This is a genomic window from Amycolatopsis japonica (assembly GCF_000732925.1).
GTDB classification, from domain to species: Bacteria; Actinomycetota; Actinomycetes; order Mycobacteriales; family Pseudonocardiaceae; genus Amycolatopsis; species Amycolatopsis japonica.
The window spans coordinates 2,629,343-2,654,783 of sequence record NZ_CP008953.1 but is presented as its reverse complement, the minus strand read 5'-3'; the positions used below and the strand labels follow the sequence as shown (position 1 = coordinate 2,654,783).

Sequence of the window (25,441 nt, the reverse complement as noted above, 5' to 3'; positions counted from 1 at the left end):
CGAAACGATGCCCATACGGTACACCGATCGATAGCTGAGTCGCCGACGTTTCAGCGGCCGTTACACAACGCCACGGTCTTCCTGGGTCCGCTCGGCCACGCGCTCGACCTTGCCGACCAGGAAGACGTAGGACAGGATCCCGGCGACCGTGATCACGGTCATGTAGGCGAAGCCGGGCGCGAAACTGTCGTCGGTGACGATCAGGCCGATGACGATCGGCGTGGCGATCGACGACAGGTTCCCGATGAAGTTGAACATCCCGCCGGTCAGCCCGAGCAGCCGCCGCGGCGCGAGCGCGGAGACCAGCGACCAAGTGATCGACGCGAGCCCGTTGCCGAAGAAGGCGATGGACAGGATCACGATGACCATCGTGGTCGAGTCGGTGAATCCGGCCGTGACCATCACGGTGCTCAGCAGCAGCCCGGCGATGATCGGGCCCTTCCGCGCCACTCCGAGCGAAGCGCCACGCCGTACCAGGAAGTCCGACAGGACACCGGAAACCAGCACGCCCACCAGTGCCGCGATGAACGGCAGCGACGCGAGGAAACCGGACTTGATGTAGTCCATTTCCCGGTACTCGACGAGATACGTCGGGAACCAGGTGAGGAAGAACCAGAGCGTCGAGGTCAGGCAGAACTGTCCGAAGTAGATTCCCCACAGTTTCCGGCTGCCCAGCACGGTCGCCAGATCCGCACGCGTGACCCGCGCCCGCTCCGGCCGCTCACGCGGCAGATCCACCAGGCCGCCGCCGGACCGGATCAGCTCCACCTCGGCCTCGTTGGCCCGCGAGTCACGCGGTTCGCGGTACTTCGCGTACCAAAGCACGGCCCAGAGGATGCCGACCAGACCGGTGGCGATGAACACCCAATGCCACGAAAGCACGGTCTGCAGCCAGGACAGCACGGGCGTCAGCAGGGCGAGGCCGATGAACTGGCCCGAGGTGTAGAAGCCGATCGCCGTGGCGCGTTCGCGTTCCGGGAACCAGACGGTCGCGATCTTGCTGTTGATCGGATAGGCGGGTGCTTCGAAGACGCCGACCATCAGCCGCAACGCGATCAGCGCGACGAACCCGCCGATGATCCCCATGAAGAACGTCGCGAGCGACCACAGGATCAGGCAGGCCGGATAGAGCAGCCGCGGCGGGATCTTGTCGACCAGCCAGCCGCCGGGCAGTTGCAACGCGGCATAGGTCCAGCCGAAGGCCGACAGGAGGATGCCCTGTTCCGCTTTGGACAGATCGAGTTCGCCGGCGATCGCGGGCATCGCGATCGACAGGTTCGACCGGTCGAGGTAGTTGATGACGACGGTGATGAACAGCATCACCGCGATGAGCACCCGGAACCTGGTGGGGCGCACGGCGGTCTGGACGGCGGTGGTCATCGCGCTCACCATTCCGCGAACGAGCCGTCGGCGTGCCGCCACACCGGATTCCGCCAGCGATGCCCCTCGGCCGCCCGTTCGGCGACGTACTCCTCGTTGATCTCGATGCCCAGCCCCGGCCCGCGGGGGATGACGACCTGTCCGTCGTCGTAGGCGAACACCGACGGATCCGCCAGATAATCCAACAGATCGTTGCTCGTGTTGTAGTGGATCCCGAGGCTCTGCTCCTGGATCGTCGCGTTGTAGCAACCCGCGTCGATCTGCAGGCAGGCCGCCAGCGCGATCGGGCCGAGCGGGCAATGCAGCGCCAGGCCGACGTCGTACGCCTCGGCCATGTGCGCGATCTTGCGCGCTTCGGTGATGCCGCCGCAGTGCGACGGGTCCGGCTGGATGATGTCGACGGCACCCGACGCCAGCACGGTCTTGAAATCCCACCGCGAGAACAGCCGCTCGCCGAGCGCGATCGGGATCGGCGAGTTGCGGAGCACGTCGGCGAAACCGTCGACGTGCTCGGAAAGCACCGGCTCCTCGACGAACATCAGCCGGTACGGCTCCAGTTCGCGCAGCAGGACCTTGGCCATCGGCTTGTGCACGCGGCCGTGGAAGTCCACCCCGATACCGATGTTCGGGCCGACCGCCTGGCGCACCGCGTCCACATTGGCCACACAGCGGTCGACCTTGTCCCAGGTGTCCAGATAGGACAGTTCCTCGGTCCCGTTCATCTTCACCGCGCTGAACCCGCGGTCCACCACCTCGCGCGCGGCGCGGGCGGTCTCGGCCGGGCGGTCGCCTCCGATCCAGGAATACACCTTGATCGCCTCGCGTACCCGGCCGCCGAGCAGTTCGTGCACCGGGACACCGAGCGCCTTGCCCTTGATGTCCCACAGTGCCTGGTCGATGCCGGCCAGCGCGCTCATGTGGAGTCCGCCGCCCCGGTAGAACCCGCCGCGATACAGGACGGTCCACAGATCCTCGATCTGCGAGGGGTCTTTGCCGATCAGGTAGTCGGAAAGCTCCTCGACGATCGCCGCCACCGAAGCGGCCCGGCCCTCCAGGACCGGTTCGCCCCAGCCGGTGACGCCCTCGTCCGTTTCGATCTTCAGGAACGACCAGCGCGGCGGCACCTGGTATGTCGTCATTGACACGATCTTCATGGTTCTTTTCCTATTCCTGGTGCCAGATCTCGGAAAGTGCACGGGCACGGACGCCGACCACATCAGCGGTGTCACCCGGCCGGTAGAGGCAGGAACCCAGCCCCGCCCCGGCCGCCCCGGCGGCGGCCCAGGCCGCCAGGTTCGTTTCGTCGACCCCGCCGACCGGCAGCAGTCCGACCTCGCGCGGCAGCACGGCACGCCACGCCTTCATGCCCCCGATCCCGACCGCGTCGGCGGGGAACAGCTTGAGATACCGGGCGCCCGCGGCGAGCGCGGCGAACGCCTCGGTCGGTGTGGCGACGCCGGGGTACGGCGTCATCCCCTCGGCCACGGCGGCTGAGATCACCGCGGGATCGGTGTTGGGAGCCACGATCAACCGCGCCCCGGCCGCCCGCGCCCGGACGACGTCTTCGGTGGTGAGCACGGTACCCGCGCCGATCTCGCACCGGTCCCCGAACGCGTCGGCGAGCAGGCGGACGCTCGCGAACGGTTCCGGCGAGTTCAGCGGCACTTCGATGGCGGGGAATCCTGCGTCGACGAGCGCCCGGCCGACGCCGACGACCTCGGCCGGGGTCACCCCGCGCAGGATCGCGATCAATCCGGTCACGGTTTCAGTGTCCTTTCGAGACGGTCTTCGAGCAGTCCGGCGGCCGTCGCGATCCGCCACAGCCCGCGGGCGGTGACCTCCTCGGACAGCACGATGGCCTCCACTCCCCTTCCGGCGAGGGCGGCGGCGTAGCGACGGCAGAGTTCGCCCGCACCGCACAGCACGACGCGGGTGTCCGCGTCATGCAACAGATGCGAGACCTCGTCGGCGATCAGGACGCCGGAGAGGTAGTCGGGCAGCGACTCCGGTTCCAGGACGCCGTCGAGCACGAGCGGGCGAGCGCCGAACGCCTCGATGGCGAGCCCGCGCGAACGCCGTCCCGCGGCGAGACCCCGCGAGAAGGCCTCGTCGTCGGCGACCGGGTCGGCGGCCGTGCGGGCGAGGATGCCGTGCGCGATCAGCAATCCGTACAGTTCGCCGGTCATCGCGGTGGTGAAGCCGGTGACGACCCCGTCCTCGACGCGGACCCATTTGCTGTGCGTACCGGGCAGCACCACGGTGAGCGGTCCGCCGGGGTCGCCGAGCGCTTCGAGCACGCCGACCAGTTGTGTCTCCTCGCCGCGGATCACGTCGCCGGGGTGCGCGCCGGACGGGATCCGCAGTCCCGGCACGAGATGGAGCACGCCGTCGCGATGGGACACGGGGACGAGCGACGGGAAGTCGAGCCCCGCCGGAACGGTGCGGTATCCGGAGTCGGTCCAGCCCTGCGCGCTGCCCACCATGCCGGCGGCGAGGGCGGGCAGCCCGGGGAACTCGGTGAGCCAGTCTCCGCAGGTCTTCCGGAAGGCGGACTCGTAGGCGGCCGCCCTGGCTCGCGGGTCGTCGAGGTCCACGTCCTCGGTCGTGGTCAGCAGTCCACGCCCGGCGCTGCGGGCGGCCAGGATCCCGCCGTCCGCGCCGAGCAGCCAGGCACGCTGACCGGAGGTTCCCCAGTCGAGCGCGATCAAGGCGGGTCCGGTGTCGGTCACGAGCGACATCGTGCGGGCGCGTTCCCGATAATGCGATCGCCGTCCCTATATGTAGGATTCCGGCATGTCCGACACGGCACCGCCCGGCACCCAGACGCTCGCCCGCGGCCTCGCGCTGATCCGCGCGGTCGCCAGTGGCGCGACCGACCTCCGCGGCCTGGTCGAGGACACCGGGCTGGGCCGCAGCACCGCGCACCGGCTGGTCCAGCTGCTGGTCAGCGAGGGGTACCTGCGCAGCGGACGGGACGGCTACGCGCTCGGGCCCACCTTGATCGAGCTGGGGTTCCAGGCCCTGCACGGCAGTCCGCTGCCGGTGGTCGCCCGGCCGGTGCTGGAGGAGCTGGCGGAGCAGTTGCGCGACACCGTGCACCTGGCTGTCCGCGACGGGGATTCGGTGCTGTACCTGGACAAGCTGCCCGGTTCACGGGGCGCGGAGATGCGTTCCCGGATCGGGCACCGGATGCCGTTGACCCGCACCGGTGTCGGCATGGCGCTGCTGCTGGACTCCGCGCCGGAATGGCGGGACCTCTACCTGGCCGAGACGCCCGTGGAACCCGGCAGGGTGCGCCCGGAGGACGTCGACGCGTTCCTGGCGCGCATGCGTGAGTACGCGGAGTCCGGGGTGGCGATGGACCTGGAGGACAACGAACCGGGGATCCGCTGTGTCGCGGCGCCGATCCGGGACGCCACCGGCGCGATCGCCGGCGCCATCAGCGTTTCGGCGACCCGGCCGTACATGCCCGCCGCCCGGATGCGCGGCCTGAACCGCGTCGTCGGCCGCGCGGCCCGGCAGGTCTCCGCCGGCCTCGGCCACCGCGAGCCCTGACGTCAGTCCCGAAGTTCCAGCAAGGGCACGAGGAACCGCCTCGCCACGGCGGCGAGCTGCTCGTCGTCGTCGACGTCGACGACCTGGCTGGGGATCAGCAGGAACGAGGTCGAGACCCGCACCATCAGTTCGGCCGCGAGATCGACGTCCAGTTTCCGTGAGACGTTGCCCGCCGCCTGTTCCTGCTTCAGCTGGCCCGCGACGAAGGCGCGGACGGTGGCGAGGGTGCGGCCGCCGTCGCCGATCATGGACGCCATGAGGAGGTCCGGCTCGACGTCGAGCAGCCCGCCGATCAGCGGATTGCCGCGGATCGCCCGCAGCGAGCTCACGAAGCCCAGCACCACGCGTTCGGCGACGGTGTCCGCCTGCTCGATGTCGGCGAGGAACCGGTCGAAGTACCGCCGGAACTCCCGCCGCACCACCTGCTCGACCAGGACGTCCTTCCCGGGGAACCGCCGATAGACGGTGATCCGGGAAACCCCCGCGCGCCGGGCGACATCCTCCATTGTGGACCGTTGGATACCCGTCTTGGAGAACTGGGTGTACGCCGCGTCGAGGATCCGCGTCCGCGTCTCGTCCGTCTCGTCGACCCGCTCGACGGCGTCCGAGTACGCCAGCTCCAGCAAGGACTCCAACGCCGGTTCCATGGCCACCTCCCGCACCCGATTGTGCCTTGCGGACAAGGCACCTCGTCACATCGGGCCTTGTGAAGTCCCGGCCGCCGTGCTCTCATGGTGATACGCAGATTCGCAACGTGTTTCATCGTATCAGAGCTCGGCCGACTCGACGCGAAGGAACGGCGACATGGACGAACACGGCAGGCGTGGCGTTTTGAAGGCCGGAGGGGCACTCGGCGCGCTCGGCGCGTTGGGCCTCGCTGCTCCCGCACAGGCGGCGCCATGGACGTGGTCCGCCGCGGGTTCGGTGGCGGGCACCGGAACGGGGGCCGATCCGCGCTGGGTCTGGGATCCGGAGGCCGACACCCTGGTCGCCTCGGTGATCCTCCGGGGCGACGTGCCGAAGGTGAACGCGCTTTTGCGCACCTGGAAGAAGAACGGCCAGCCGCTCCCCGACGAACTGCCGTCGGATCTGCGCGATTTCATGGAACGGGCACGGCGGCTGCCGTCCTGGGCCGATCAGCGCAAACTGGCCACCGCGTACGAGTTCAACGAGAAGCGCGGCCTGTATCTCGGCGTCCTCTATGGTTTCGCCAGCGGAATGATGAGCACCGTCATTCCCAAGGAGGCACGCGCGGTCTACTGCTCGAAGGGCGGCGCGGACATGAAGGACCGCATCTCCAAGACCGCCAAACTGGGCTACGACATCGGCACCCGCAACGCCTACGCCCCCGACGGCGAAATGATCGTGACGTGTGTGAAGACCCGGCTGGTGCACGCGGCCGTGCGTCATCTCCTCCCCCAGTCGCCGCAGTGGGACACCGTCGCCGATGAACAGATCCCGATCAGCCAGGCCGACATGATGGTGACCTGGCACAGTCTTCCGACGACCGTGATGCAGAAGCTGACCGCCTGGAAGGTCCCCATCCCGGCGCACGAGTCGGAGGCGTTCCTGCATTCCTGGCAACTCGGCGGGCATATGCTCGGCATCGCGGACGAGTACCTTCCGGCGTCGTGGGCCGAGGCGGACGCGCAGGCCGCCCAGGTGCTGACCCCGATCCTGGCGGCCACACCGGAAGGCATCGAACTGGCCGACATCCTGCTCGGCCTCGGTTCGTCCGTCGACGGCGGCGTCCTCAGCAAGCCCATCCTCGGCGCGTTCACCCGGTTCCTGCTCGGCGACCGGATCGCGAACTGGCTGAAGATCCCGCGCGAGCCGATCTGGGACCCGCTTCTCCGCACCGCGTGGGGCCCCTTCGTCGCCGTGCGGGAAGGACTGCTGCCCTTCCCGACGGCACCGCAGGTCTATTGGCTGTTCGACGAGTTCCTTCGCAAGGCCGCTTTGCTGTTCCTGTCCGAACTACGGCCGATCAGCATCGAGATCCCCGACGCCAACCGGCCGTCCTGACCGGAAGCGTTCAGAGGCCGTAGGTCTTGCCGATGATGTCGCGCTGGATCTCGCTGGTTCCACCGTACACAGTGGACACCAGCGTGCTCCGCACATGCCGCTGCATGTCGAATTCCATCGCGTGGCCGTAGCCGCCCATCATCTGCATACCCTCCAGCGCCACCTTTTTCGCCGTCTCGGTCACCTTGAGCTTCGCCATCGACGCTTCCCTGGGCAGCAGCCGTTCGGGGTCTTCGTCGACGAGTTCCGCGACGCGGTAGACCAGCAGGCGGCAGCACTCGATCTCCGTCGCCAGATCGGCGAGCCGGTGCCGGATGGCCTGGAAGGTCCCGATCGGCTTGCCGAACTGGCGACGCTCGCGGACATAGGCGAGCGTGTCGTCGAAGGCGCGCTGCGCGGTTCCCAGCATTCCGGCGGCGAGGATCAGCCGCTCCAGGTTCAGCCCCGCCATCAGCTGCCGCCAGCCCTCCCCCACCTTGCCGACCACGGCGTCCGCCGGCAGCACGCAGTCGGTGAAGTACAGGTCGTTGACGTCACTCCCGCCCAAGGTCTCGATGCCCTTGACGGTGAGCCCGGCGCTGTCGGCGGGGACGTGGAACATCGTCAGGCCGTCGTGTTTGCCGCCCTCGGACGACGTCCTGGCCACGAGCAGGATCGTGTTCGCGATATGCGCGTTGGAACACCAGGTCTTCTGGCCGTTGATCACCCAGCCGCCGTCACGGCGTTCGGCCCGGCAGGTCAGCGCGCCGACGTCCGATCCCGCTTCGGGTTCGGACATCGCGATCGACGCGACCTCGCCTTCCGCGACGCCACCGATGACGAGCTTCTTCTGCTCGGGCGAACCGAACCTGCGGTACGCCTCGGCGACGATGATCGACGTGGTGAAGCCGCCGATCGGCGCCATCCCGCGCGCGGTCTGTTCCAGGAAGACACAGATGTCGACCATGCCGCCGTCGGCCCCGCCGAACTCGGCGGGCAGCCCGGCGCCGATCCAGCCCAGCGCGGCCATCTTGCGGTAGAGCACGTCGTCGTGGGCTTCCCGGGCACCACCTTCGCGGCGGCACAGCTCCGCCACGGACGCGGCGAATTCGTTCTGCTCGGGGGTGAGTCGCATTTCTTCTCCCGTCGAACCGCGTGGATGATACGCAGCATCAAGTCGCGTATCACCGTATCAACGGCGTCAAACCCCCAGTGCGCCGACGAGCAAGGCGCTGACGGCGTCACGGTTGGCGGGGACGTCCTCCCAGCGCAACCTCCGTCCCGCTTCGACCACCACCCCGAAACCGGCGTGCACGAGCACCCTCGCCTGACGCTGGTCGAGTTCCGGCCGCGCCGACCGCAAATGTTGTTCCCAGACGGCGATGTGTTCGCGCTGCGCGCTGACCAAAGGACGTTGCAGGGCCGCGGGCAGACCCGCGAGTTCGGCGTTGGCGACACTGGTGAGCGCGGTGTGCTCGAAGCTGTAGGCCACATAGGTCCGCGCCAGCGCGAGCAGCGCGTCGCTCGGGCCCTCGACGTCGCGAAGGTTCTGTTCCACCGCCTGGGCCAGGATTCCCGCGGCCTGCAGGCAAGCGGCGGCGAGAATGTCGGCCTTGCCGGGGAAGTATCGGTAGAGCGCGGAGGGCACCAGCCCGACGGCCTCGGCGATCCTGCCGTTCGTGACGTTGGCGAATCCGTCCCGTTCGAACAGCGGGATGGCCGCCGCGAGGATCTCCGAACGCCGGGTGCGCGGCTCCGGATTGGACGGCAACTCGACGGCGTGCGCGCCCCCGGCACCCGCCGCCGGATCGGTCGCGACCACTCGCAGGGCGGACTCGACCAGCACTTCTTCGACGCGGCGCTGGGCGATCGAGGTGCGGTGCATCGTGATCGATCCGATCACGCCGAGGGCGGCCACCGCCCGCAAGCCCTCGTCGGGGAGCGGGTACTCCCGCCGCACCGCCTCGGCCACCCGGTCCACGACCTGCCCGAACTTCAGCGCGAGCGACTGCCGGTCCGCACGTTCGAGGTACCGGGATTCCCAGCGGTACAGGCCACTCGACGCGCGATGGACGACCGTCCCCTGCGTGACGGCGGCGAGCACGTCCGCCAGCGGCGCGCCGGGCGCCACCTCGTCGAGCGTGGCGACGAGCCGGTCGGCCATGACGTTCGCGCACGCGGCGAACAACGCGTACTTGTTCGGGAAGTGCCGGTACAGGGCCGCCGCGGTGATGCCGACGTCGGCGGCGATCTCCTCCATCGAAGCCGCGTGGTAGCCGTGCTCGCTGAAGATCCGCCCGGCCGCGTCGACGATCTGCTGCTTGCGGTTGCGCGGCCGGACGGCCGCGGTCGACTCGGCGCTCATGCCGGGAAGTCAACCACGAACCGGATCACCACCAGGGACGACTGACGGGCGCGACCGGCGCCGCGATGTGATTTTTGATTAACTTATCGCTTCTCAACCGGCGGCTTGGCATGCATACTGGCCACGCGAGAGGTCCCGTTCCGACACCTGAGGATGGCCATGTCGACCGCTTCGGCTCCCGCCTCGTCCTTCCGGCACCACTGGATGGCGCACGCGGCAACGCACGCGATGATGCGACCGGACAAGCCCGCTCTGCGGTACCTCGGCGAGACGACCACCTGGGCGGAACTCTCACGGCGGTCGTTGCAATTGGCCGCCGCCCTCGCGGCGCGAGGTGTCACCGAAGGCGATCGCGTGGCGACGCTGACCTTGAACCACCCGTGGTTCGTGGAGACCGTGTTCGCGGCGAACAGCCTGGGCGCCATGGCCGTCCCGCTCAGTTTCCGCCTCGCGCCGGCGGAGCTCGACTACATCCTGGCCGACTGCACGCCGTCCGCCGTCGTCGTCGACGCGCGGTTGCTCCCCTTGCTCGACGCCGCGCCGAACGCCGCGTCGATCGAGACCGTGCTCGTCATCGGCGAACCGGACGACGCCGAAGGGCGCACGGAATACGAGGAATTCCTGACCGCGCACGAGCCGCTGGAACTGCCCGACGTCAGCGAGGAATCGACGGCGCTGATCATGTACACCTCGGGCACCACCGGCAGGCCGAAAGGGGTGATGCTGTCCCATCGCAACCTGCAGATGCAGGCGATCACCTGTATCCGGGCGATGAAGATCTTCGACGACACCGACGTCGCCTTCCTGACCGCACCGTTCTTCCACATCGCCGGACTGGGTTCGATCGTGGCGAACTTCCTGGTCGGCGGGATGGTCGTGATCCACCCGCTGGGCGCCTTCGATCCGCGCGCGGTGCTCGACGCCTACGAACGCGAAGGCGCCACCGTGGTGTTCAACGTTCCCCAGCAATGGGATCTGCTCTGCGCCCAGCCGGATATCGCCGAACGGAAGCTGAAACTGCGGATCATCAGCTGGGGCGCGGCTCCCGCGACGCGGGCGACGCTGCTCGCCATGGCCGAGAAGTTCCCCGGCGCCCTCAACGTCGCCGTGTTCGGCCAGACCGAGACCTCCCCGATCACGTGCGTGCTCAGCGGCGAGGACTCGACGCGCAAACTCGGCTCCGTCGGCAAACCGATCCCGACGCTCCAATACCGCGTCGTGGACGACGACATGAACGACGTCGCGCCGGGCGAAGTGGGCGAAATCGTCTACCGCGGCCCCTCGGTGACCAAGGGCTACTGGAAGAAACCCCAGGAGACGGCGGAAGCCTTCGCCGGCGGCTGGTTCCATTCCGGCGATCTGGTTTCGCAGGACGAAGACGGTTTCATCTGGGTGGTCGACCGCAAGAAGGACATGATCATCAGCGGCGGCGAGAACATCTATTGCGCCGAAGTGGAAAACGCGATCTCCGCGCATCCGTCGGTACGGGAGGTCGCCGTGATCGGACGGCCCGACGAGCGCTGGGGCCAGGTGCCGGTCGCTTTCATCACCGCGACAGAGCCCGAACCATCCTTGGCCGAACTGGTCGAATTCCTCGACGGCAGGCTCGCTTCGTTCAAAATGCCCAAGGATCTCGTGGTGGTCCCCGAACTCCCGCGCAACGCGGGCGGGAAAGTGGTCAAGGGTGCGCTTCGCGACCTGGACGAAAAACGATGGTGAATCACTCATCGGAACCTACCAAGGAAGTTAGGTAAGTAAATGAGCGATCTCAGCAGGAGGAATGTCCTGTCCCTCGGCGTCGCACTGGGCCTGGTGGGCGCGGCGAGCGTCGCCCCCGCCTGGGGCGCGACGCAGACCGGTACCGCGGCCGACCCCTGGTGGGTCTGGGACGACGAGATCGACCGCATCATGGCGGGGGTTCTCGAAGCGGGCCAGGTGCCCGCGGTCAACACCGCGATGCGGTCCTGGGTGGACAACAACGACCCGCTCCCCGGCGGACTGCCCGCCGATCTGGCGGGCCACCTCCAGCGCGTCAACCGGTTGCCGTCCTGGGCCGACCCCGCGAAACTGCGCCGCGCGGCCGATTTCAACCGGCGCAAGGACACCTATCTGTTCATGCTGTACGGGCTCGGCAGCGGCATCATGAGCACGGTCATCCCGCGTGAGGCCAAATCGGTCTACTGGTCCGCGGGCGGGGCCGACATGCAGGACCGCGCGGCCAAGACGTTCACCTTCGGCTACGACCTGAGCGACCTGAACGCCTTCGAGCCCGACGGCCAGTTCGTGGTCACCGCCAACAAGACGCGGCTGGTGCACGCCGCGGTGCGGCATCTGCTGCCGCAGTCGCCGTACTGGAAGGCCGTCGCGGACGAGCGGATCCCGATCAGCAACGGCGACATCCTGGTCACCTTCCACAGCCTCGGCACCTACGTGCACCGGAAGCTGCGCGAATGGAAGGTCCCGATGTCGGCCGCCGACGAGGACGCCTTCCTCCACATGTGGCAGGTCGCCATCCATCTGCTCGGCGTGCGGGAGGAGTTCATCCCGAAGACGTGGGCGGCCGCGGAAGCGCAGTCGGCGCAGGTGCTCACTCCGATCCTTTCCCCTTCGCACGAAGGAAAAGAGCTCGCGGAAGATCTGCTGGGGCTGACCGCGCAGGTCGATCTTGGCGTGACCCGGGGATTCCTGAACGAATTCGTGCGCTACGTGCTGAGCGACGCGATCGGCGACTGGCTCGGGCTGCGCCGCGATTACGCGTCCGCGGCCCTCATCCGCACCGCGTGGCCGGCCTACATCGCGTTCCGCGAGGGGCTGATCCCGATCATGCCGGCCGGGTTCTACATGTTCGACCAGATGGTGCGGGCGCTGGCGATGTTGTTCCTCAACAAGGGCACCTCACCGACGACGACCCTGATCACCATCCCCACCGGGAACCGGGCAGGCACCTGACCGCCCCCGTCACGCCTCGCGTGATCGAAGCCGGAACTCGCGTGATCAGAGGCGGAACTCCGAGTGCGGCCTCCGATCACGCGAGTCACGTCCCCGATCACGCGAGTCACGCCTCCCCTCACGCCGCGCCTTGTTTGCCCAGTCCGTGAAGGCCTCCTTGAGGGACCCAGAGTCCCTCAAGGAGGCCTTCACGGCTTACCTACTACCAGTCTCCCCCGAGTCGCGGCTCCATCAGGTGCGCCCAATGTGGCATCGGAGACGCTCAGTGTCCCCAATGCCGCATTGGGGACACTCATCCGTCAAAGACTGGTGGGTGAACAAGGAAGAGTCCCTCAAGGAGGCCTTCACGGACTTCCGCATTCACGACGTCGAAAACCTTATCGACGTGACAGTTTTCGGTTTCTCAGTAGTTTCCACGACGCGCGCCCGGCCGGGTCCCCGCTATATCTGGGAAACCGTTCCGGCTCCGGAACGGTTCTTCCGAGAGGACATGCGCGATGAAGCGTGGATCACGATGGGGCGCCGCGGTGCTCAGTGCGGTGACCGCACTGCTCGTGGCGGCGGTACCGGCTGACGCCGAAGAGAATCCCTATGCCCGCGGCCCCGCTCCGACGAACGCCAGTATCGAGGCGGACCGGGGATCGTTCCAGACCGCGACCGAGAAGGTCCCCGCCGGACAGGGTTTCGGCGGCGGGACGATCCATTACCCGACCGAAACCGGCCAGGGCACCTTCGGCGCGATCGCGATCGCGCCCGGCTTCCTGGAAACGGAGAGCGCGATCGCCTGGTACGGCCCGCGTTTGGCCTCCCAGGGATTCGTCGTCATCACGTTCTCCACCAAGAGCACCTGGGACACCCCGGACGTCCGGTCCGATCAGCTGCTCGCGGCTCTGCGCTACGTGACGGACAAGAGCCAGGCCAAGGACCGCGTCGACCCGGGCAGGCTCGCCGTCATGGGCCATTCGATGGGCGGCGGCGGGTCGTTGATAGCCGCGCAGAAAGCACCCACGCTGAAGGCCGCCATCCCGTTGACGGGCTGGAACCCGAACACGACGTTCTCCGACCTGAAGGTCCCCACGTTCGTCGTCAGCGCCCAGAACGATTTCATCGCCCCGGACGGCTCGCATTCCCGGCCGTTCTACCAAAGCCTTCCCGAGTCGTTGGACAAGGCGTACATGCTGCTGGCCGGCGCCGGTCACATGGCGCCGACGAAGCCGAACGTGACCATCGCGAAGTACAGCCTTTCCTGGCTGAAACGCTTCGTCGACGAAGACACCAGGTACGACCAGTTCCTGTGCCCGCTCCCGGCGAACGACCCGAAGATCGCCGTATATCGGGGAAGTTGCCCGCTCGGCTGACTCAAGGGGCGCGGGCCGCCGTGACCTCGGCGGGTCACAGCGGTCCGCGGTCCCGTTGCTCGACCCAGACGGCCAGCTGGGTCCGGTTGGCGAAGTCGAGTTTGTGCGAGATGTGCTGCAGATGCGTCTCGACCGTGCGCCGGGCGATGACCAGTCTCGCCGCGATGTCCCGGTTGCTCAGCCCGGCCGCGACCAGCCGCGCGATCTCCGACTCGCGCGGCGTCAGCGGCGGGAGATCGGCCGGTTCTCCGGCGGCCAAAGCCTCGGGACCGGCCAGGGCGTCGTGCGGATTCCGCCGGCGTCCCTCGGCGAAGGCCAAGTCGAACTTCTTGGCCCCCAGGGCGTTCCGGGTGGCGCCGTGGAACATCCGGTGGATCGTGGTGACGGCCACGTCGGGCTCGGCGTTGCAGCGGTCCCAGAGCGTGGCGGCGGTCCCGAACAGTTCCGCCGCCCGGACCCACTCCTCGCGCCTCGCCGACACCCAGGCGAGACCGTCCAGCCGGTAGGCGGCGGACATCATGTCCGACGTACGGAGGTCGATCTCCAGTGCGGAGCGGATGAACCGCTCGCCGTCGTCGTCATCTCCACCGAAGCAGACTTCCACGACTCCCAACCCGTACAGCGCCATGGAGCGATACCGGTACTCCCCCGCTTCCTCACAGGTGCGGAGCATCGAGCCCAGCAACTCCCGCGCGCCCGGCAGGTCGCCCCGGTAGGCCAGCGCGACCCCCTGGATGAACATCGGATGCATTTGGCGCCGTACGTCGCCTCGCTCGCCGAACAGCCGCACGGCCTCCGCCGCGCGGACCATGGTGTTCGGTTCCGCGGACAGCATCCTCACGAAAGCACACGCATGGGCGATGTAGGGGGCGGCGTCGTCGTCCTCGATCGCCTCGGCGGCGGCCAACCGCTGCCGCGCGCCGGGCAGATCCGCGTGCAGCGCGGCGCAAAGGGCGGCGACGGCCAGGCCGCGGGCCCGGCCCCGGGTCTCCGGCGGCATCGCCTCGAGCGCGCGATCGATCCAGTCCCGCAGTTCCCAAGCCGCGCCGCGGGCCACCCAGTACTCGATCACGCCGACGGCCATCCCCAACGCCACCGCGCCTTCGCCGGGGGTGCGGAGCGACCACGACAGCGCCTCGCGGATGTCGGCGTGTGCCGCGGTCAGGCGCTCGTACGCCTCATCCTGCCCCGGCCCGAACCACGTCGCGGCGGCCTGGTCGATCAGCCAGGCGTAGTGGTCACGATGCTTCCTCGCCACGGCGAGCTCGTCACCGGATTCGGCGAGCCGGTGCCCGCCGAATTCGCGGAGCAAGCGGAGCATCCGGTAGTGGACCCGGTCCGTGCCGTCGATGCGCGCCAGCACCGACTTGTCCACCAAACCGTCCACCGCGTCGAGCACGGCGAGCGAGTCCAGCCCGGCTCCGGCGCAGACGTCCTCCGCGGCGGACAGGTCGAACTGCCCGGCGAACACCGAACAGCGTGCCCAGACGACCCGTTCGGTCTCCGTGCACAGGGAATGACTCCACTCGATGGTGGCGCGTAGCGTCCGATGCCGCTCGACCGGCATCCGGAGCCCGGTGGCCAGCACGCCCGAGTTGCTCTCGACCCGGTCCGCGATCTGCGACGGCGACAGGGCCCGGATCCTGGCCGCGGCGAGTTCGATCGCCAGCGGCAGGCCGTCGAGCCGTCGGCAGAGGCGGACGACGTCCGCGACGTTGCTCTCGGTGACCTCGAAAGCGGGCAACACGTTGGCGGCGCGCTCCGCGAACAGCCGCACCGCGCCGAACGTGAACGCCTCTCGCGGTGTCCCGACCTCCTCGTCGGGCACGCCCAGGGGCGGGATCGCCAGGACGTGCTCACCGGCCAGCCCCAGCGAGCAGCGGCTGGTGGCCAGGACGACGAGATCCGGACAGTCACGCAGCAACGCCGTCACCAGGTCCGCGCTGCCGTCGAGGAGGTGTTCGCAGTTGTCCAGCAGCAGCAACGACCGCCGCGGCCGCAGATACGAGACGACGGCCTCCAGGTCGGTGCGTCCCGCCGTGTCGTGCAGGCCCAAGGCGTCGGCGACCGTACGCGCGACCAGCCGTTCGTCCCGCAGTTCACTCAGTCCGGCGACCGCCACGCCGCCGGGGAAGGCCCGGGTGAGCGAACTGGCCACCTGGGCGGCCAGCCGTGTCTTGCCCACGCCACCGGCGCCGGTCAAGGTGACCAGACGGCCCGCGCCGAGCAGCCGCCGCACCTCGTCCTCGTCGTCCGTACGGCTGACGTAGCTCGTCAGGGGCCGCGACCGGACCTCGCTGTCGTTCGTCATGATTCCCCATCGAAACATGCTCGCCGGACGGAGTGGGCTGTTCACACCACAGCCCGGGCATCCCCGCATAATGCCCGAATGAGGCGATGTGCGCGGGTTGTGGCGGTCACCGTGGTCATGGCGCTGACCCTGCCCGTCTCGGCGTGCGCGTCCAGCGCGGAGAAATGCGAAGAGGCCTTCGCCGCGGCGGCGACGGCGGTCCCCGGCGTGATCTCCGCGACCTGGGACTGCGACAACGGCTTCGGCGGCGGGTGGCAACGAGGCGACGTGCGGATCGCGGCGGGCGACAAGGGCAAGGCGATCGCGGTGATGAAAGAGGTCCTGCGCGCCTTCGCCGCTTCTCCCGATCTCGAGGACGGTTGGGCGACCCCGCAGAAGTACACGAACAACGACGGGACGATCGTCGTCGGGGCGAACGACCTCGGCTTCACCGGCGTGCCGAACGTCGGCCAGGTGCGCAAGCGCTACGGGGCCGGCTGAGGCGAGTCCCATTCGGGCGCGTCGACGAAGTGCACGTCGTACCGCTCGTGCAGGCGCTCGACCTCTTCGGGTGCGACGTTTCCGCGCAGGATCTCGGGCAGGACCCGGAAATAGCCGAACCGGTCGACGCCGGGCGCCAGCGTGATGAGGACGTCCGCCGCGATCTCCGGCGGTGCGGCGAACGCGTGCCGGACGCCGGACGGGATCACCACGTACCCCCCGCGCTCGACCGTGATCGTTTCGGCACCCACCAGCATTCGCAGCGCCCCGTCGAGTACGTAGAACGCTTCCGCGGATTTCCGGTGATAGTGCGGTTTCGTCCCGGGTTCCCCCGGTCGTAGCGACAACCGGTTCGCACCGAGCAGCCCGCCCGTGTGCTCGCCGTCGGCCAGCAGCCGCAACGCGGGCCGCTCGATGACCTCCGCGTCCTTCTCCCGCATCACCCAGGCTTCGTTCGTCATCGTGGTTCCCATCTAGTTGAAGTCTTCAATCAAAGCTAGCCCGAAGTGGTTGAAGGCGTCAACTGTTACTGTGGGCGCCGTGACCGACTGGCTCGACCCGGAACAGCAGCGCGACTGGCGGGCGTTCATCGAAGGATCCGTGCGTTTCGTGGACCTGCTCGACCGGCGGCTCCGCGAGGAGCACGGGCTTTCCCTGGCCGAGTTCGAACTCCTGGTACGGCTTTCCGAAGCCACCGGCCGGTCGATGCGCATGGCGGACCTCGCGAAATCCGCGTACTACTCGCGCAGCCGCCTTTCGCACCGCATAAACGGACTGGAGACGCGCGGCCTGGTCCAGCGGGAGTCGACCGCCGACGACGGCCGCGGCGTGCGGGCCCGGCTCACCGACCAGGGATACGAGACGTTGCGCCGCGCGGCACCGGACAATCTCCGCACCGTCCGCGAACACTTCGTGGACGTGATCGCGCCGGACGACCTCCGGGCCGTCGGCCGCGCCATGCGTGCCGTCTCCGGACGACTCGACCAGTGACGCGGCACACCTGCCGGAGCCGGTCGCAGCCGGTAATGTCCGCTCCATGAGCGACGCGCCGACCCCTTCCGAGGCCTTCGACCTTCTGCTCGCCGGCAACCGGCGCTTCGTGGCCGGTACCCCGGAACACCCGAACCAGGACGCCGTCCGCCGCACGGCGACCGCCCCCGAGCAGAGCCCCTTCGCGGTCCTCTTCGGCTGCTCCGACTCACGACTGGCCGCCGAGATCATCTTCGACCGCGGGCTCGGCGACCTGTTCGTCGTCCGCACCGCGGGCCACGTCGCCGGTTCGGAGGTGCTGGGCAGCATCGAGTACGCCGTCAGCATCCTCGACTGCCCGCTGGTCGTCGTCCTCGGCCACGACTCCTGCGGTGCCGTCGCCGCGACCCGCGAAGCGCTGAAGGACGGGCTCGGCACCAACGGCTTCGTCCGCGACGTCATCGAGCGCGTCACCCCGAGCGTCCTCGCCGCCCGCGCCGCCGGGCTCACCAGCAACGACGACATCATCGACGAGCACATCCGCCACACCGTCGACCTCCTGGTCGACCGCTCCCGGCTGCTCTCCGAGCAGATCGACGCCGGGAAGACCGCCGTGGTCGGGCTGTCCTACCACCTGTCCGACGGCAACGCGCGTGTCGTCACCACCCGGGGACTGGGCTGAACCTCAGCTCGGCAGGAGCACTCCGGCGAGCGCGAGCCCGGTTCCGGCGGCCGCCGCGGCCAGGATCGTGGTCACCACTCCGCGCCGCAGCACGAACAGCAGGACCCCGGCACCGGCGAGTACGGCGTACTGCCATCCCTGGGTCAGGCTGAGCGCGAGCGGGATCGCCGAGCCGAGGATGGCGCCGACCGCGGCCGGGCCGGCGCCGTCGAGGAACGCCCGGACGTTCGGGTTGCCGCGCAGCCGGTTGAAATGCTTGGCACCGAACAGGATGAACACGAACGACGGGGCGAAGGCGACCAGTGACGCCAGGATGCCGCCGGTGAGCCCGGCCGCGGCGTAACCGACGACGGCGACGGTCTGCACCACCGGACCGGGGGTGACCTGGCCGAGCGCGACCGCGTTGAGGAACTCCCCCGCGCTCATCCAGTGGTAGGTGTTCACCGCGTCGTCCTGCATGAGCGGGATGATCACGAAGCCGCCGCCATAGGACAGCATCCCGACCTTGAGTGCCACCCACGCGACGGACGCGAACACGCCGGCACCCGCGACCGCGGCGGCCCAGGATTGGGCGGGGACGGCGAACAACGCGGCACTGGACTCGCCGCGGCGCGCGCGGTTCACGGTCAGTTCGACCGCGCCGCAGCCCAGCAGGACGAGCACCAGCCATGGGCCGAGCAAGGCGGCCGACACGACACCCGCCAGGACGTACAGGGCCCAGCGCACGCGGCCGGTGGACGCCGCGCGCCGCCAGCCCGCCGGGATCAGGCCGACTCCCGCGTGCACCGCGACGGCGGCGACCGCCGCACCCGCGCCCGCACCGGCCCCGCGTACCCAGGCGGGCGGGGATCCGGTGAGGAACAGCGCGGCCAGCGCCAGGATCACGATGAGGCCGGGCACGATGAACGCCGCGCCGCCGACCAGCGCCCCCGCCCGGCCGCGGACCCGCCACGCGGTGAAGATCGCGAGCTGTGTCGACGCCGGGCCGGGCAGCAGGTTGCAGGCGGCGATGGCGTCCTCGAACTCCTGATCCGACAACCACTCCCGGCGCTGCACGCACAATTTGCGGAGCAGGGCGATATGGGTGGGCGGCCCGCCGAACCCGATGCAGCCGATCCGGCCCCATTCCCGCAGGACGGTGCCCAGGCTCGGCTCGTGGTGCGGCGTCAACGGGCCGCGGGCTGGAACAGTTCGACCGGGTTGCCCGCCGGGTCGTCGAACACGATCTGGCGGCCACCCGGCCCGGTCACGACGTCACTGCGGAACGGGACGCCGACCGCGCGCAACCTCGCGACTTCGGCGTCGATGTCGTCGACGATGAGATGGATGCGGTTCCACCCGCCCGGCGCCGGTTTCGTACCGTCCGGCAGCGCACGCCCCGCCGAACTCGCCGGACCGCTGAGCAGCAGCCGGAGATTCCCGCGCACCACGTCGGCGAACGCGGGCAACACGCTCGAACGCACGGCGAAACCCAAGTGTCCCGTGTAGAACTCGACGGCGGCAGCGACGTCGTCGACCAGGTAACGCACACTCACCAGATCCGAAGTCATGTCCTGTTCACCTCATCATCGCGATATTTCACGCCGAACCGGGCGGTCAGGAACCCGATCCGGCGGTCCAGTTCGCCGGCGAGCCGACGGAACGCCGGATGGCTCTCGGGTTCCTTGGCCGGATCCGGCAGGCTCCAATGGACGACGTGCGGATGCCCGGGGAACTCCGGGCAGACCTCGCGGACCCGGTCACAAAGACTGATCACCCAATGGAATCGCCTGCGCCGGAGATCGTCCACATGGGACGGTTCATGGGTCAGCGTGATGCCGCGCTCGGCGAGAACGCGCACGGCGTCGGGATGCAGCGGTTTCGGGTGGCTGCCCGCGCTGGACACCTCGACCCTCGAACCGGCGCGGTGCCGCAGCAACGCCTCGGCCATCGGCGAGCGCCCGCTGTTCCCGGTGCACACGAACAGCACCTTGATCCGGGGCTCGGCCCGCATCACGTCCGCCCCGATCGGCGACAGGGCGGGATGCAGCGAGCTTCCCGTCTCGGCGAGCGCGTCCGCGCACTGCCCCAGATCGAGGTGGTAGTAGGTGTCGCGACCGTCGAAACTGCTCCTCCGCGCCGTGACCAGCTCCGCGGCCCGCAGCTTGCGCAGGTGATAGGACACCAGGTTCTGCGGCTGCCCGACCAGGTCGACCAGCTCCCGCACCCGGCGGTCGCCGTGCGACAACTCGCGCAGCAGCCGCCAGCGCAGCGGATCGCTCGCCAGCCGTACGAACGGCGGCGGATCTGCCGTCTCGAAGGTCGCCACTGGCCGAAGATACATCAATGCAGGTTGATATATCTAGACCTCGGAGCCCGGAGACCGTTATCGTCGCGAGGTGCCGTCTCCCGAGAACGTGGAGTTGTCATGACCGCAGACCCGCCGCACCTGCCGCCCAGCGACGAAAACCTCGAGAAATTGGTCGATACGCTGACCGAGCGCTTCCCCGCCGGCCGCCAAGAGGTCGCAGCGATCGTCCACCGGAACTTCACCGAACTCGGCTCCCATGCCCCGGTGGACGCCTACCTGCTCCAATTGACCGAAGGAAAGGCCGCGGACGAACTTCGTGCCCGTTACCCGGCGCGGTAGGAAGCACGACGGGCCAGCGCCGCACCGGGTTGCGAAAGCCACTTTCGCAACGTTGAAGGTTGCCAAAGTGGCTTTCGCAACACGATCGCGGACGTCACGCGACTTCGCCGGACACCCGCCCGGCACGCCGGGAACGCGAAAGAGCCAGCCCGCCCAGAGCCGCGGCGATCAGCCCGACCACCAAGGCGAGGAACCCACCGACGATTCCGTAACCCGTGCCAGGTCCGCCCTTCGCCGCGGCCACCACGTAAACGCCGCCCGCCATACCGAGCAGCCCCGCTGCCAGCGCCACGACGGCTCCTCGCCGGGTGCTGCCGGACCGGCTCCGGGCGACGGCCAGTCCTCCCGCGACGACCCCGATCACCCCCACCAGCACGGCGATCAAGGACCAGACGCGCCCGGGAGTCAGGTAGGCGGCGGACAGCAAGTGGACGGTCATGGGGTGCTCCTTCGCTCGGTGACTGATGTCCGCAGATCGTGTCCGCCGGACCCGCCCCGCGTCGTCCGGTGAACGCAGGCATTCCGGACTGCCGCCGAGGTCGTGGAAATCCCGGGACTACCGCGTGCGTGGTAGTCCCGGGATCGTCCGTGCGGAGGAGTCGCGCGCGGGGGCGGCTGGTTAGGGTTCTCGCATGAACAGGGTCTGGGACTGGGCGATCGCCGTCGGGGTGACGGTGGTCCTGCTGGTCACGGCACTGTCCGATGAGGACACCACCATGAACCCCCTCGGTTACGTGGTGCTGGTCGCCGGTGGCCTGGCGCTCGCCGCGCATCGCCGGGCGCCCCTCACGGTCCTGGCCGTGACCGCGGTGTGCGCGCTGGGATACCAGGCCATGGGTTTCACCGTGCCCGCCGTCGCCTACCTGGTCGCGGTCTACGCCGCGGTCCGCGCCGGACACCGGATCGTCGCCGTCGCCGGGTCGGTGCTCATGATCGTCGCGCTCCCGCTCGTGCTTTTGGCCTCCGCCAACGCCTTTTCCGTCAGCGAGGCCTTCGCCCAGAGCCGTGACGCGCTCCAGCTGGCCTGGCTGATCGCCGCCGGCGCGGCGGGTGAAGCGCTACGACAGGCCGAACGGCGGGCCGACGAGGCCGAGCGCACCCGTGAGGAGACCGCGCGACGCCGGGCCGACGAGGAACGGCTGCACATCGCGCGGGAACTGCACGATTCGCTCACCCACCAGATCTCCGTCATCAAGGTGCAGGCCGAGGTCGCCGTCCACCTGGCCACCAAACGGGGCGAGGCGGTGCCGGAATCGTTGCTGGCGATCCGTGAAGCCGGCCGTGAGGCGACCAGGGAGCTGCGCGCGACCCTGGAGGCCCTGCGCGACGACGACACGAATCCGCCGCACGGACTCGATCGGATCCCCGGCCTGGTGGAACGCGCCCAGGCCGCCGGTCTGGACGCGACGCTCACCGTCGAAGGGCGGCGACACGATCTGCCCGCGGCCGTGGACCGCACCGCGTACCGGATCGTTCAGGAATCCTTGACCAACATCGCCCGGCACGCCGCGGCGAAGACCGCGTCGGTGCGCATCGACCACCGTCCCGACGCGCTGACGATCCAGGTCGAGGACGACGGCAAGGCCACACCGGGCGCCGCACCGATCCCCGGTGTCGGACTGCTGGGGATGCGTGAACGGGTCACCGCGCTCGGCGGCCGGCTCGACGCCGGACCAAAAGACACGGGCGGTTTCTCCGTCCGGGCAGAACTTCCCGTGGAGCGCTCGTGATTCGCGTCCTGCTGGTCGACGACCAGCCCCTTCTCCGTAGCGGTTTCCGCGCGCTGCTCGACGTCGAGGACGACATCGAGGTCGTCGCCGAAGCAGCCGACGGGGGCGAAGGCGTGGCACTCGCCAGAAAACACTTGCCCGACATCGCGCTCATCGACATCCAGATGCCCGGAGTGGACGGCATCGAGGCGACCCGGCGCATCGCCGCCGACCCGGCCTTGGCAAGCGTGCACGTCGTCATCCTGACCAACTACGGCTTGGACGAGTACGTCTTCAACGCGCTGCGCGCGGGCGCGGCGGGCTTCCTCGTCAAGGACATCGAGCCCGAAGACTTCCTGCACGCCGTCCGCGTCGCCGCGCGCGGTGACGCCCTGCTCGCGCCGTCGATCACGCGCAAGCTGATCGACCGGTACGTCACCGTCCCGCTCGGCGGCGGCAGCGGTTCCGGGCTGAAAGAACTGACCAACCGCGAACGCGAAGCGGTGGTCCTGGTCGCGCGAGGCCTGTCCAACGACGAGATCGCCGACCACATGGTGATCAGCCCGCTGACCGCGAAGACGCACGTCAATCGCGCCATGACCAAACTCCACGCCCGCGACCGCGCGCAACTCGTGGTCCTCGCTTACGAATCAGGCCTGGTCACACCGGGCGAGCGATCAGGGCCAGCTGCCTGAGCCGCCTCGGGCGGATCTGGCCGCTTTTCCGGTGCCACGCGGGAAACCGTGTTTGCCGAGCCGGACCTCGGCCAGCTCGTCGGCGCTGGTCATCGTGAAGAACAGCCCCAGGAACAGGCTCAGCATCAACGCGCCCAGGACCGCGGGAACGGGTATCGGCGTGAGCGTCACCAGGAGCACGAACGCGATCGCGAGCCACGGCAACGCCTCGAAACAGATCCGGAGGGCGAACCTCAGCAGCCACGTGCGCGAGGTCGCGTCGTACAGCACCCATTCGCGGTATCGCTCCGGCAGCCTGCGCCCGTAGACGTACTGCACCCACCGGATCGGGCCTGGCCTGTCCATCGCGAATCACCTCCGCTACCTGGAGGGGTACCCATTTGCTGTCGCGTTCACCGCTTCTTGACGCGAGACCAGCGCGGCCAGCAAGGCCCGGATCGGCGGGCCCTGGTCGTCGGTTCGCCAGGCGACGCGGATTTCCCGGTGCAGCACCGGGCGTGTGCGGAGGAACCGGACACCGTCCGGCGTCGGCCGCTGGGCCATCTTGGGAACGAGCGCGACGGTGAGTCCCGCGGCGACCAGCGCGAGCTGCGTGGGGTACTCGGCGACGGCGAACCGGATGTCCGGCTCGGCACCGAGCCCGCGCATGGTCTGCGTGAGCGCCACGTGGGCTTCCGTGCCCGCCGGGCAGCAGGTCCAGGTCTGCCCGGCGAGGTCGGCCAGGTCGACGACGGACCGGTCGGCGAGCGGATGATCCGCGGCGAGGGCGACCTCGGCCGGTTCCCGGACGAGCGTGCGTACGGCGACCCCCGCGGGCAGGAGCGGCGGCCGGGCCTCCCAGCTCTCCATCAGCAGCACGGTGAGCTCGTCGGTGAGCAGCCGGGGAAGCAGATCCACCACCTCGCCGTCGCGCAGGGACACCCTGAGCCGTGGCCGATCGGCGACCAGTTCGGCCAGCACGCCCGGCAGCAGCTCCCGGATCGCGCTGCCGACGGCCCCGATCCGCAGGGGCCCGGCCACTTCCTGGTCCAGCGCGGCGAGGTCGGCTTCGGCCGCGGCGACCTGGGCGAGCACCCGCGCCGCGTGTTCGGCCAGCACCTGACCCGCACGGGTGAGCCGGATGCCGCGCCCCGCGGGCTCGAGCAGCGGGTGTCCGGTCTCCTTCTCCAGCTTGTTCAGCTGCTGCGACACCCCGGACGGCGTGACGTGCAGGACTTCCGCGGCGCGGGCGACGGATCCGTACTTCGCGACCGACGCGAGCGCTTGCAGCCGACCCAGGTTCATGAAGCGATGCTACCGATTTCACCGTAGGAACATTCACTTTTGCTATGCGACCGGACTCGGCATAGTGATCGCCATGAGTGTTCGGGCACCCGATCGGCACCGCACCGCCGCACTGCGCATCACCGGAGGCGCGGCGTGCACTTCGGTGTCGGCCGGGTTCGCCAAACTGTCCGGCGCGAGTCCGGGGACCACCGCGTTCCTGCGCTGCGCCATCGCGCTGACGGTGCTGGTCCCGCTGTCGATCCGGGAATGGCGGCGGCTCGGGCCGCGGCCGTGGCGGCTGATGCGGTTCGACCTGGCGGCGGGGGTGCTGCTCGGCATCGACTACGTGTTCTGGGTGGCCAGCATCGAGGACGTCGGCGCGTCCATCTCCACGGTGCTGCTCACCATCCAGGTGGTGGTGTTCCCGCTGCTCACCTGGCTGTTCCTGGGGTCGGTCCCGTCCAGACGGTTCCTCGCGCTCATACCGGTCATGCTGATCGGCGTGACCATGGCGGCCGGTGTGATCGGCCAGGCCGAGCCGGGTACGGACCCGGTCGGCGGCATCGTGTTCGGCACCATCGCGGGCATCGCCTACGCGGGGTATCTGTTCTTCATGCGGCAGGGCGGCGGCCAAGGCCATGTCGTGTTCCCGGTGTGCGCTTCCACGACGGCGGCGTGTGCCGCGGCGGTCGTGGTCGGCAGTCTGTGGACGGGGATCGACCTGGACCTCGACCTGGCCGCGTGGCTGTGGCTGATCGCGCTCGCGCTCGTCGGGCAGGTGCTCGCCTGGCTCCTCATCGCGGGAGCGCTTTCCCAGCTGGCGCCTCAGGTGAGTGCCTCACTTCTGTTGCTGCACCCGGTTCTGGCCGTCGTGTTCGGTGTCATCGCCCTGCACGAGCGGCCGACCATCACGCAGCTGGCCGGATGTCTGCTGGTCGTCGTCAGTGTTTGGGCGGTGAGCCGGACTCCGCGGCGGGAACGTGTTTCCGCCGCCGGCGCGTGATGGCTGGGGTCCGCCCCTTCAGGTCCGTGCGATCAGCCGCAGCCCGCTCCCCTACGGTTGCCGACGCCATACGCCGGGTAGCCCTC

Annotated in this window: 28 protein-coding genes; 13 read left to right on the top strand and 15 right to left on the bottom strand. The window is 69.1% G+C overall.

Going from position 1 to position 25,441, the window contains the following annotated elements; translation table 11 throughout:
• Window positions 1–60 precede the first annotated feature (60 nt).
• Genes AJAP_RS12610 through AJAP_RS12595 form a run of 4 tightly spaced genes read right to left on the bottom strand, consistent with a single transcriptional unit; the run spans window position 61 to window position 4,118 of the window.
• Entirely contained in the window at window positions 61–1,380 is a 1,320-nt protein-coding gene (locus AJAP_RS12610; protein ID WP_228694921.1) for an MFS transporter, read from the bottom strand.
• A gap of 5 nt (window positions 1,381–1,385) precedes the next feature.
• Entirely contained in the window at window positions 1,386–2,534 is a 1,149-nt protein-coding gene (gene dgoD / locus AJAP_RS12605) for a galactonate dehydratase (protein ID WP_038510915.1), read from the bottom strand.
• A gap of 10 nt (window positions 2,535–2,544) precedes the next feature.
• Complete coding sequence (locus AJAP_RS12600; RefSeq protein WP_038510913.1) at window positions 2,545–3,141, bottom strand: 2-dehydro-3-deoxy-6-phosphogalactonate aldolase; 597 nt, start codon at window positions 3,139–3,141, stop codon at window positions 2,545–2,547.
• Window positions 3,138–4,118 carry a 2-dehydro-3-deoxygalactonokinase gene (locus AJAP_RS12595; protein WP_038510910.1) on the bottom strand — a complete coding sequence of 327 codons (981 nt, stop codon included), beginning with the start codon at window positions 4,116–4,118 and terminating at the stop codon, window positions 3,138–3,140. Before AJAP_RS12595 ends, AJAP_RS12600 begins: the two co-directional genes overlap by 4 nt.
• Before the next feature lie 55 nt (window positions 4,119–4,173).
• Here AJAP_RS12595 and AJAP_RS12590 point away from each other — a divergent pair, with 55 nt between their 5' ends.
• Window positions 4,174–4,935, top strand: coding sequence for an IclR family transcriptional regulator (locus AJAP_RS12590; protein WP_038510908.1), 762 nt, complete (start codon window positions 4,174–4,176; stop codon window positions 4,933–4,935).
• A gap of 2 nt (window positions 4,936–4,937) precedes the next feature.
• Here AJAP_RS12590 and AJAP_RS12585 read toward each other — a convergent pair whose 3' ends face one another.
• Entirely contained in the window at window positions 4,938–5,582 is a 645-nt protein-coding gene (locus AJAP_RS12585; RefSeq protein ID WP_038510906.1) for a TetR/AcrR family transcriptional regulator, read from the bottom strand.
• Window positions 5,583–5,739: 157 nt separating this feature from the next.
• Between AJAP_RS12585 and AJAP_RS12580 the strand changes: the two genes are divergently transcribed.
• Window positions 5,740–6,960: an oxygenase MpaB family protein gene (locus tag AJAP_RS12580; protein WP_038510904.1), complete on the top strand. Its 1,221-nt coding sequence runs from the start codon at window positions 5,740–5,742 to the stop codon at window positions 6,958–6,960.
• A gap of 10 nt (window positions 6,961–6,970) precedes the next feature.
• Here the strand turns inward: AJAP_RS12580 and AJAP_RS12575 are convergent, their stop codons facing one another.
• Both AJAP_RS12575 and AJAP_RS12570 read right to left on the bottom strand, forming a co-directional pair.
• Window positions 6,971–8,074, bottom strand: a complete 1,104-nt coding sequence (locus AJAP_RS12575) for an acyl-CoA dehydrogenase family protein (protein WP_038510902.1) — start codon at window positions 8,072–8,074, stop codon at window positions 6,971–6,973.
• Window positions 8,075–8,140: 66 nt separating this feature from the next.
• Window positions 8,141–9,304: a TetR/AcrR family transcriptional regulator gene (locus tag AJAP_RS12570; protein ID WP_038510900.1), complete on the bottom strand. Its 1,164-nt coding sequence runs from the start codon at window positions 9,302–9,304 to the stop codon at window positions 8,141–8,143.
• Between the two features lie 159 nt (window positions 9,305–9,463).
• On the opposite strand from AJAP_RS12570, the gene AJAP_RS12565 reads away from it, so the two are divergent.
• The 4 genes from AJAP_RS12565 to AJAP_RS12555 all read left to right on the top strand — a co-directional run bounded on the left by AJAP_RS12565 (window position 9,464) and on the right by AJAP_RS12555 (window position 13,611).
• Complete coding sequence (locus AJAP_RS12565) at window positions 9,464–11,023, top strand: long-chain-fatty-acid--CoA ligase (protein WP_038510898.1); 1,560 nt, start codon at window positions 9,464–9,466, stop codon at window positions 11,021–11,023.
• Between the two features lie 39 nt (window positions 11,024–11,062).
• The gene (locus AJAP_RS12560; protein ID WP_038510896.1) at window positions 11,063–12,253 is read left to right on the top strand and encodes an oxygenase MpaB family protein; all 1,191 of its coding nucleotides are present in this window, start codon (window positions 11,063–11,065) and stop codon (window positions 12,251–12,253) included.
• A 313-nt stretch (window positions 12,254–12,566) separates the two neighbouring features.
• A complete protein-coding gene (locus tag AJAP_RS44520; RefSeq protein ID WP_162483760.1) occupies window positions 12,567–12,827 on the top strand; it encodes a hypothetical protein in 261 nt (86 codons plus the stop codon).
• Window positions 12,751–13,611 carry a poly(ethylene terephthalate) hydrolase family protein gene (locus tag AJAP_RS12555; RefSeq protein WP_038510894.1) on the top strand — a complete coding sequence of 287 codons (861 nt, stop codon included), beginning with the start codon at window positions 12,751–12,753 and terminating at the stop codon, window positions 13,609–13,611. The genes AJAP_RS44520 and AJAP_RS12555 overlap by 77 nt, the downstream gene beginning before the upstream one ends.
• A 34-nt stretch (window positions 13,612–13,645) precedes the next feature.
• Here the strand turns inward: AJAP_RS12555 and AJAP_RS45220 are convergent, their stop codons facing one another.
• The gene (locus AJAP_RS45220) at window positions 13,646–15,922 is read right to left on the bottom strand and encodes an ATP-binding protein (protein WP_038510892.1); all 2,277 of its coding nucleotides are present in this window, start codon (window positions 15,920–15,922) and stop codon (window positions 13,646–13,648) included.
• Window positions 15,923–16,000: 78 nt separating this feature from the next.
• Between AJAP_RS45220 and AJAP_RS12545 the strand changes: the two genes are divergently transcribed.
• The gene (locus AJAP_RS12545) at window positions 16,001–16,402 is read left to right on the top strand and encodes a hypothetical protein (protein ID WP_038510890.1); all 402 of its coding nucleotides are present in this window, start codon (window positions 16,001–16,003) and stop codon (window positions 16,400–16,402) included.
• On the opposite strand, the gene AJAP_RS12540 is transcribed toward AJAP_RS12545, so the two are convergent.
• A complete protein-coding gene (locus AJAP_RS12540) occupies window positions 16,387–16,863 on the bottom strand; it encodes a cupin domain-containing protein (RefSeq protein WP_228694920.1) in 477 nt (158 codons plus the stop codon). The genes AJAP_RS12545 and AJAP_RS12540 overlap by 16 nt on opposite strands.
• Window positions 16,864–16,942: 79 nt before the next feature.
• Between AJAP_RS12540 and AJAP_RS12535 the strand changes: the two genes are divergently transcribed.
• Together AJAP_RS12535 and AJAP_RS12530 are read left to right on the top strand one after the other, a co-directional pair.
• Window positions 16,943–17,392: a MarR family winged helix-turn-helix transcriptional regulator gene (locus tag AJAP_RS12535; protein ID WP_073848981.1), complete on the top strand. Its 450-nt coding sequence runs from the start codon at window positions 16,943–16,945 to the stop codon at window positions 17,390–17,392.
• A 46-nt stretch (window positions 17,393–17,438) separates the two neighbouring features.
• Window positions 17,439–18,053, top strand: a complete 615-nt coding sequence (locus AJAP_RS12530; protein ID WP_038510883.1) for a carbonic anhydrase — start codon at window positions 17,439–17,441, stop codon at window positions 18,051–18,053.
• 3 nt (window positions 18,054–18,056) lie between these two features.
• On the opposite strand, the gene chrA is transcribed toward AJAP_RS12530, so the two are convergent.
• From chrA to AJAP_RS12515, 3 genes are read right to left on the bottom strand one after another with little or no spacing between them, the layout of a single operon-like run.
• Window positions 18,057–19,223, bottom strand: coding sequence for a chromate efflux transporter (gene chrA / locus AJAP_RS12525; RefSeq protein WP_038510881.1), 1,167 nt, complete (start codon window positions 19,221–19,223; stop codon window positions 18,057–18,059).
• Window positions 19,220–19,603 carry a VOC family protein gene (locus AJAP_RS12520; RefSeq protein ID WP_038510879.1) on the bottom strand — a complete coding sequence of 128 codons (384 nt, stop codon included), beginning with the start codon at window positions 19,601–19,603 and terminating at the stop codon, window positions 19,220–19,222. Before AJAP_RS12520 ends, chrA begins: the two co-directional genes overlap by 4 nt.
• Window positions 19,600–20,361, bottom strand: coding sequence for an arsenate reductase/protein-tyrosine-phosphatase family protein (locus AJAP_RS12515; RefSeq protein ID WP_038510877.1), 762 nt, complete (start codon window positions 20,359–20,361; stop codon window positions 19,600–19,602). Before AJAP_RS12515 ends, AJAP_RS12520 begins: the two co-directional genes overlap by 4 nt.
• 99 nt (window positions 20,362–20,460) lie before the next feature.
• On the opposite strand from AJAP_RS12515, the gene AJAP_RS12510 reads away from it, so the two are divergent.
• Window positions 20,461–20,682, top strand: a complete 222-nt coding sequence (locus tag AJAP_RS12510; RefSeq protein ID WP_038510875.1) for a three-helix bundle dimerization domain-containing protein — start codon at window positions 20,461–20,463, stop codon at window positions 20,680–20,682.
• A gap of 94 nt (window positions 20,683–20,776) precedes the next feature.
• Here the strand turns inward: AJAP_RS12510 and AJAP_RS12505 are convergent, their stop codons facing one another.
• A complete protein-coding gene (locus tag AJAP_RS12505; RefSeq protein ID WP_038510873.1) occupies window positions 20,777–21,121 on the bottom strand; it encodes a DUF6223 family protein in 345 nt (114 codons plus the stop codon).
• Between the two features lie 193 nt (window positions 21,122–21,314).
• Between AJAP_RS12505 and AJAP_RS12500 the strand changes: the two genes are divergently transcribed.
• Both AJAP_RS12500 and AJAP_RS12495 read left to right on the top strand, forming a co-directional pair.
• Window positions 21,315–22,412, top strand: a complete 1,098-nt coding sequence (locus AJAP_RS12500; RefSeq protein ID WP_038510871.1) for a sensor histidine kinase — start codon at window positions 21,315–21,317, stop codon at window positions 22,410–22,412.
• On the top strand, window positions 22,409–23,086 hold the full coding sequence (locus AJAP_RS12495; RefSeq protein ID WP_038510869.1) for a response regulator: 678 nt from the start codon (window positions 22,409–22,411) through the stop codon (window positions 23,084–23,086). Before AJAP_RS12500 ends, AJAP_RS12495 begins: the two co-directional genes overlap by 4 nt.
• On the opposite strand, the gene AJAP_RS12490 is transcribed toward AJAP_RS12495, so the two are convergent.
• Together AJAP_RS12490 and AJAP_RS12485 are read right to left on the bottom strand one after the other, a co-directional pair.
• Window positions 23,069–23,431 (bottom strand): DUF5313 family protein, encoded by a 363-nt coding sequence (locus AJAP_RS12490; protein WP_038510867.1) that lies wholly within the window; start codon window positions 23,429–23,431, stop codon window positions 23,069–23,071. The genes AJAP_RS12495 and AJAP_RS12490 overlap by 18 nt on opposite strands.
• A gap of 15 nt (window positions 23,432–23,446) precedes the next feature.
• Entirely contained in the window at window positions 23,447–24,370 is a 924-nt protein-coding gene (locus AJAP_RS12485) for a LysR family transcriptional regulator (RefSeq protein ID WP_038510865.1), read from the bottom strand.
• A 73-nt stretch (window positions 24,371–24,443) separates the two neighbouring features.
• Here AJAP_RS12485 and AJAP_RS12480 point away from each other — a divergent pair, with 73 nt between their 5' ends.
• Window positions 24,444–25,355, top strand: coding sequence for a DMT family transporter (locus tag AJAP_RS12480; protein ID WP_051972792.1), 912 nt, complete (start codon window positions 24,444–24,446; stop codon window positions 25,353–25,355).
• The last annotated feature ends 86 nt before the right edge of the window (window positions 25,356–25,441 follow it).

Bases quoted from the DNA above. Each gene is read 5' to 3' on its own strand.
- AJAP_RS12610 (WP_228694921.1), bottom strand. From the start codon at position 1,380: ATGACCACCGCCGTCCAGACCGCCGTGCGCCCCACCAGGTTCCGGGTG.
- dgoD (WP_038510915.1), bottom strand. From the start codon at position 2,534: ATGAAGATCGTGTCAATGACGACATACCAGGTGCCGCCGCGCTGGTCG.
- AJAP_RS12595 (WP_038510910.1), bottom strand. From the start codon at position 4,118: ATGTCGCTCGTGACCGACACCGGACCCGCCTTGATCGCGCTCGACTGG.
- AJAP_RS12590 (WP_038510908.1), top strand. From the start codon at position 4,174: ATGTCCGACACGGCACCGCCCGGCACCCAGACGCTCGCCCGCGGCCTC.
- AJAP_RS12585 (WP_038510906.1), bottom strand. From the start codon at position 5,582: ATGGAACCGGCGTTGGAGTCCTTGCTGGAGCTGGCGTACTCGGACGCC.
- AJAP_RS12580 (WP_038510904.1), top strand. From the start codon at position 5,740: ATGGACGAACACGGCAGGCGTGGCGTTTTGAAGGCCGGAGGGGCACTC.
- AJAP_RS12575 (WP_038510902.1), bottom strand. From the start codon at position 8,074: ATGCGACTCACCCCCGAGCAGAACGAATTCGCCGCGTCCGTGGCGGAG.
- AJAP_RS12570 (WP_038510900.1), bottom strand. From the start codon at position 9,304: ATGAGCGCCGAGTCGACCGCGGCCGTCCGGCCGCGCAACCGCAAGCAG.
- AJAP_RS12565 (WP_038510898.1), top strand. From the start codon at position 9,464: ATGTCGACCGCTTCGGCTCCCGCCTCGTCCTTCCGGCACCACTGGATG.
- AJAP_RS12560 (WP_038510896.1), top strand. From the start codon at position 11,063: ATGAGCGATCTCAGCAGGAGGAATGTCCTGTCCCTCGGCGTCGCACTG.
- AJAP_RS12555 (WP_038510894.1), top strand. From the start codon at position 12,751: ATGAAGCGTGGATCACGATGGGGCGCCGCGGTGCTCAGTGCGGTGACC.
- AJAP_RS45220 (WP_038510892.1), bottom strand. From the start codon at position 15,922: ATGACGAACGACAGCGAGGTCCGGTCGCGGCCCCTGACGAGCTACGTC.
- AJAP_RS12545 (WP_038510890.1), top strand. From the start codon at position 16,001: ATGAGGCGATGTGCGCGGGTTGTGGCGGTCACCGTGGTCATGGCGCTG.
- AJAP_RS12540 (WP_228694920.1), bottom strand. From the start codon at position 16,863: ATGACGAACGAAGCCTGGGTGATGCGGGAGAAGGACGCGGAGGTCATC.
- AJAP_RS12530 (WP_038510883.1), top strand. From the start codon at position 17,439: ATGAGCGACGCGCCGACCCCTTCCGAGGCCTTCGACCTTCTGCTCGCC.
- AJAP_RS12520 (WP_038510879.1), bottom strand. From the start codon at position 19,603: ATGACTTCGGATCTGGTGAGTGTGCGTTACCTGGTCGACGACGTCGCT.
- AJAP_RS12510 (WP_038510875.1), top strand. From the start codon at position 20,461: ATGACCGCAGACCCGCCGCACCTGCCGCCCAGCGACGAAAACCTCGAG.
- AJAP_RS12505 (WP_038510873.1), bottom strand. From the start codon at position 21,121: ATGACCGTCCACTTGCTGTCCGCCGCCTACCTGACTCCCGGGCGCGTC.
- AJAP_RS12500 (WP_038510871.1), top strand. From the start codon at position 21,315: ATGAACAGGGTCTGGGACTGGGCGATCGCCGTCGGGGTGACGGTGGTC.
- AJAP_RS12490 (WP_038510867.1), bottom strand. From the start codon at position 23,431: ATGGACAGGCCAGGCCCGATCCGGTGGGTGCAGTACGTCTACGGGCGC.
- AJAP_RS12485 (WP_038510865.1), bottom strand. From the start codon at position 24,370: ATGAACCTGGGTCGGCTGCAAGCGCTCGCGTCGGTCGCGAAGTACGGA.
- AJAP_RS12480 (WP_051972792.1), top strand. From the start codon at position 24,444: ATGAGTGTTCGGGCACCCGATCGGCACCGCACCGCCGCACTGCGCATC.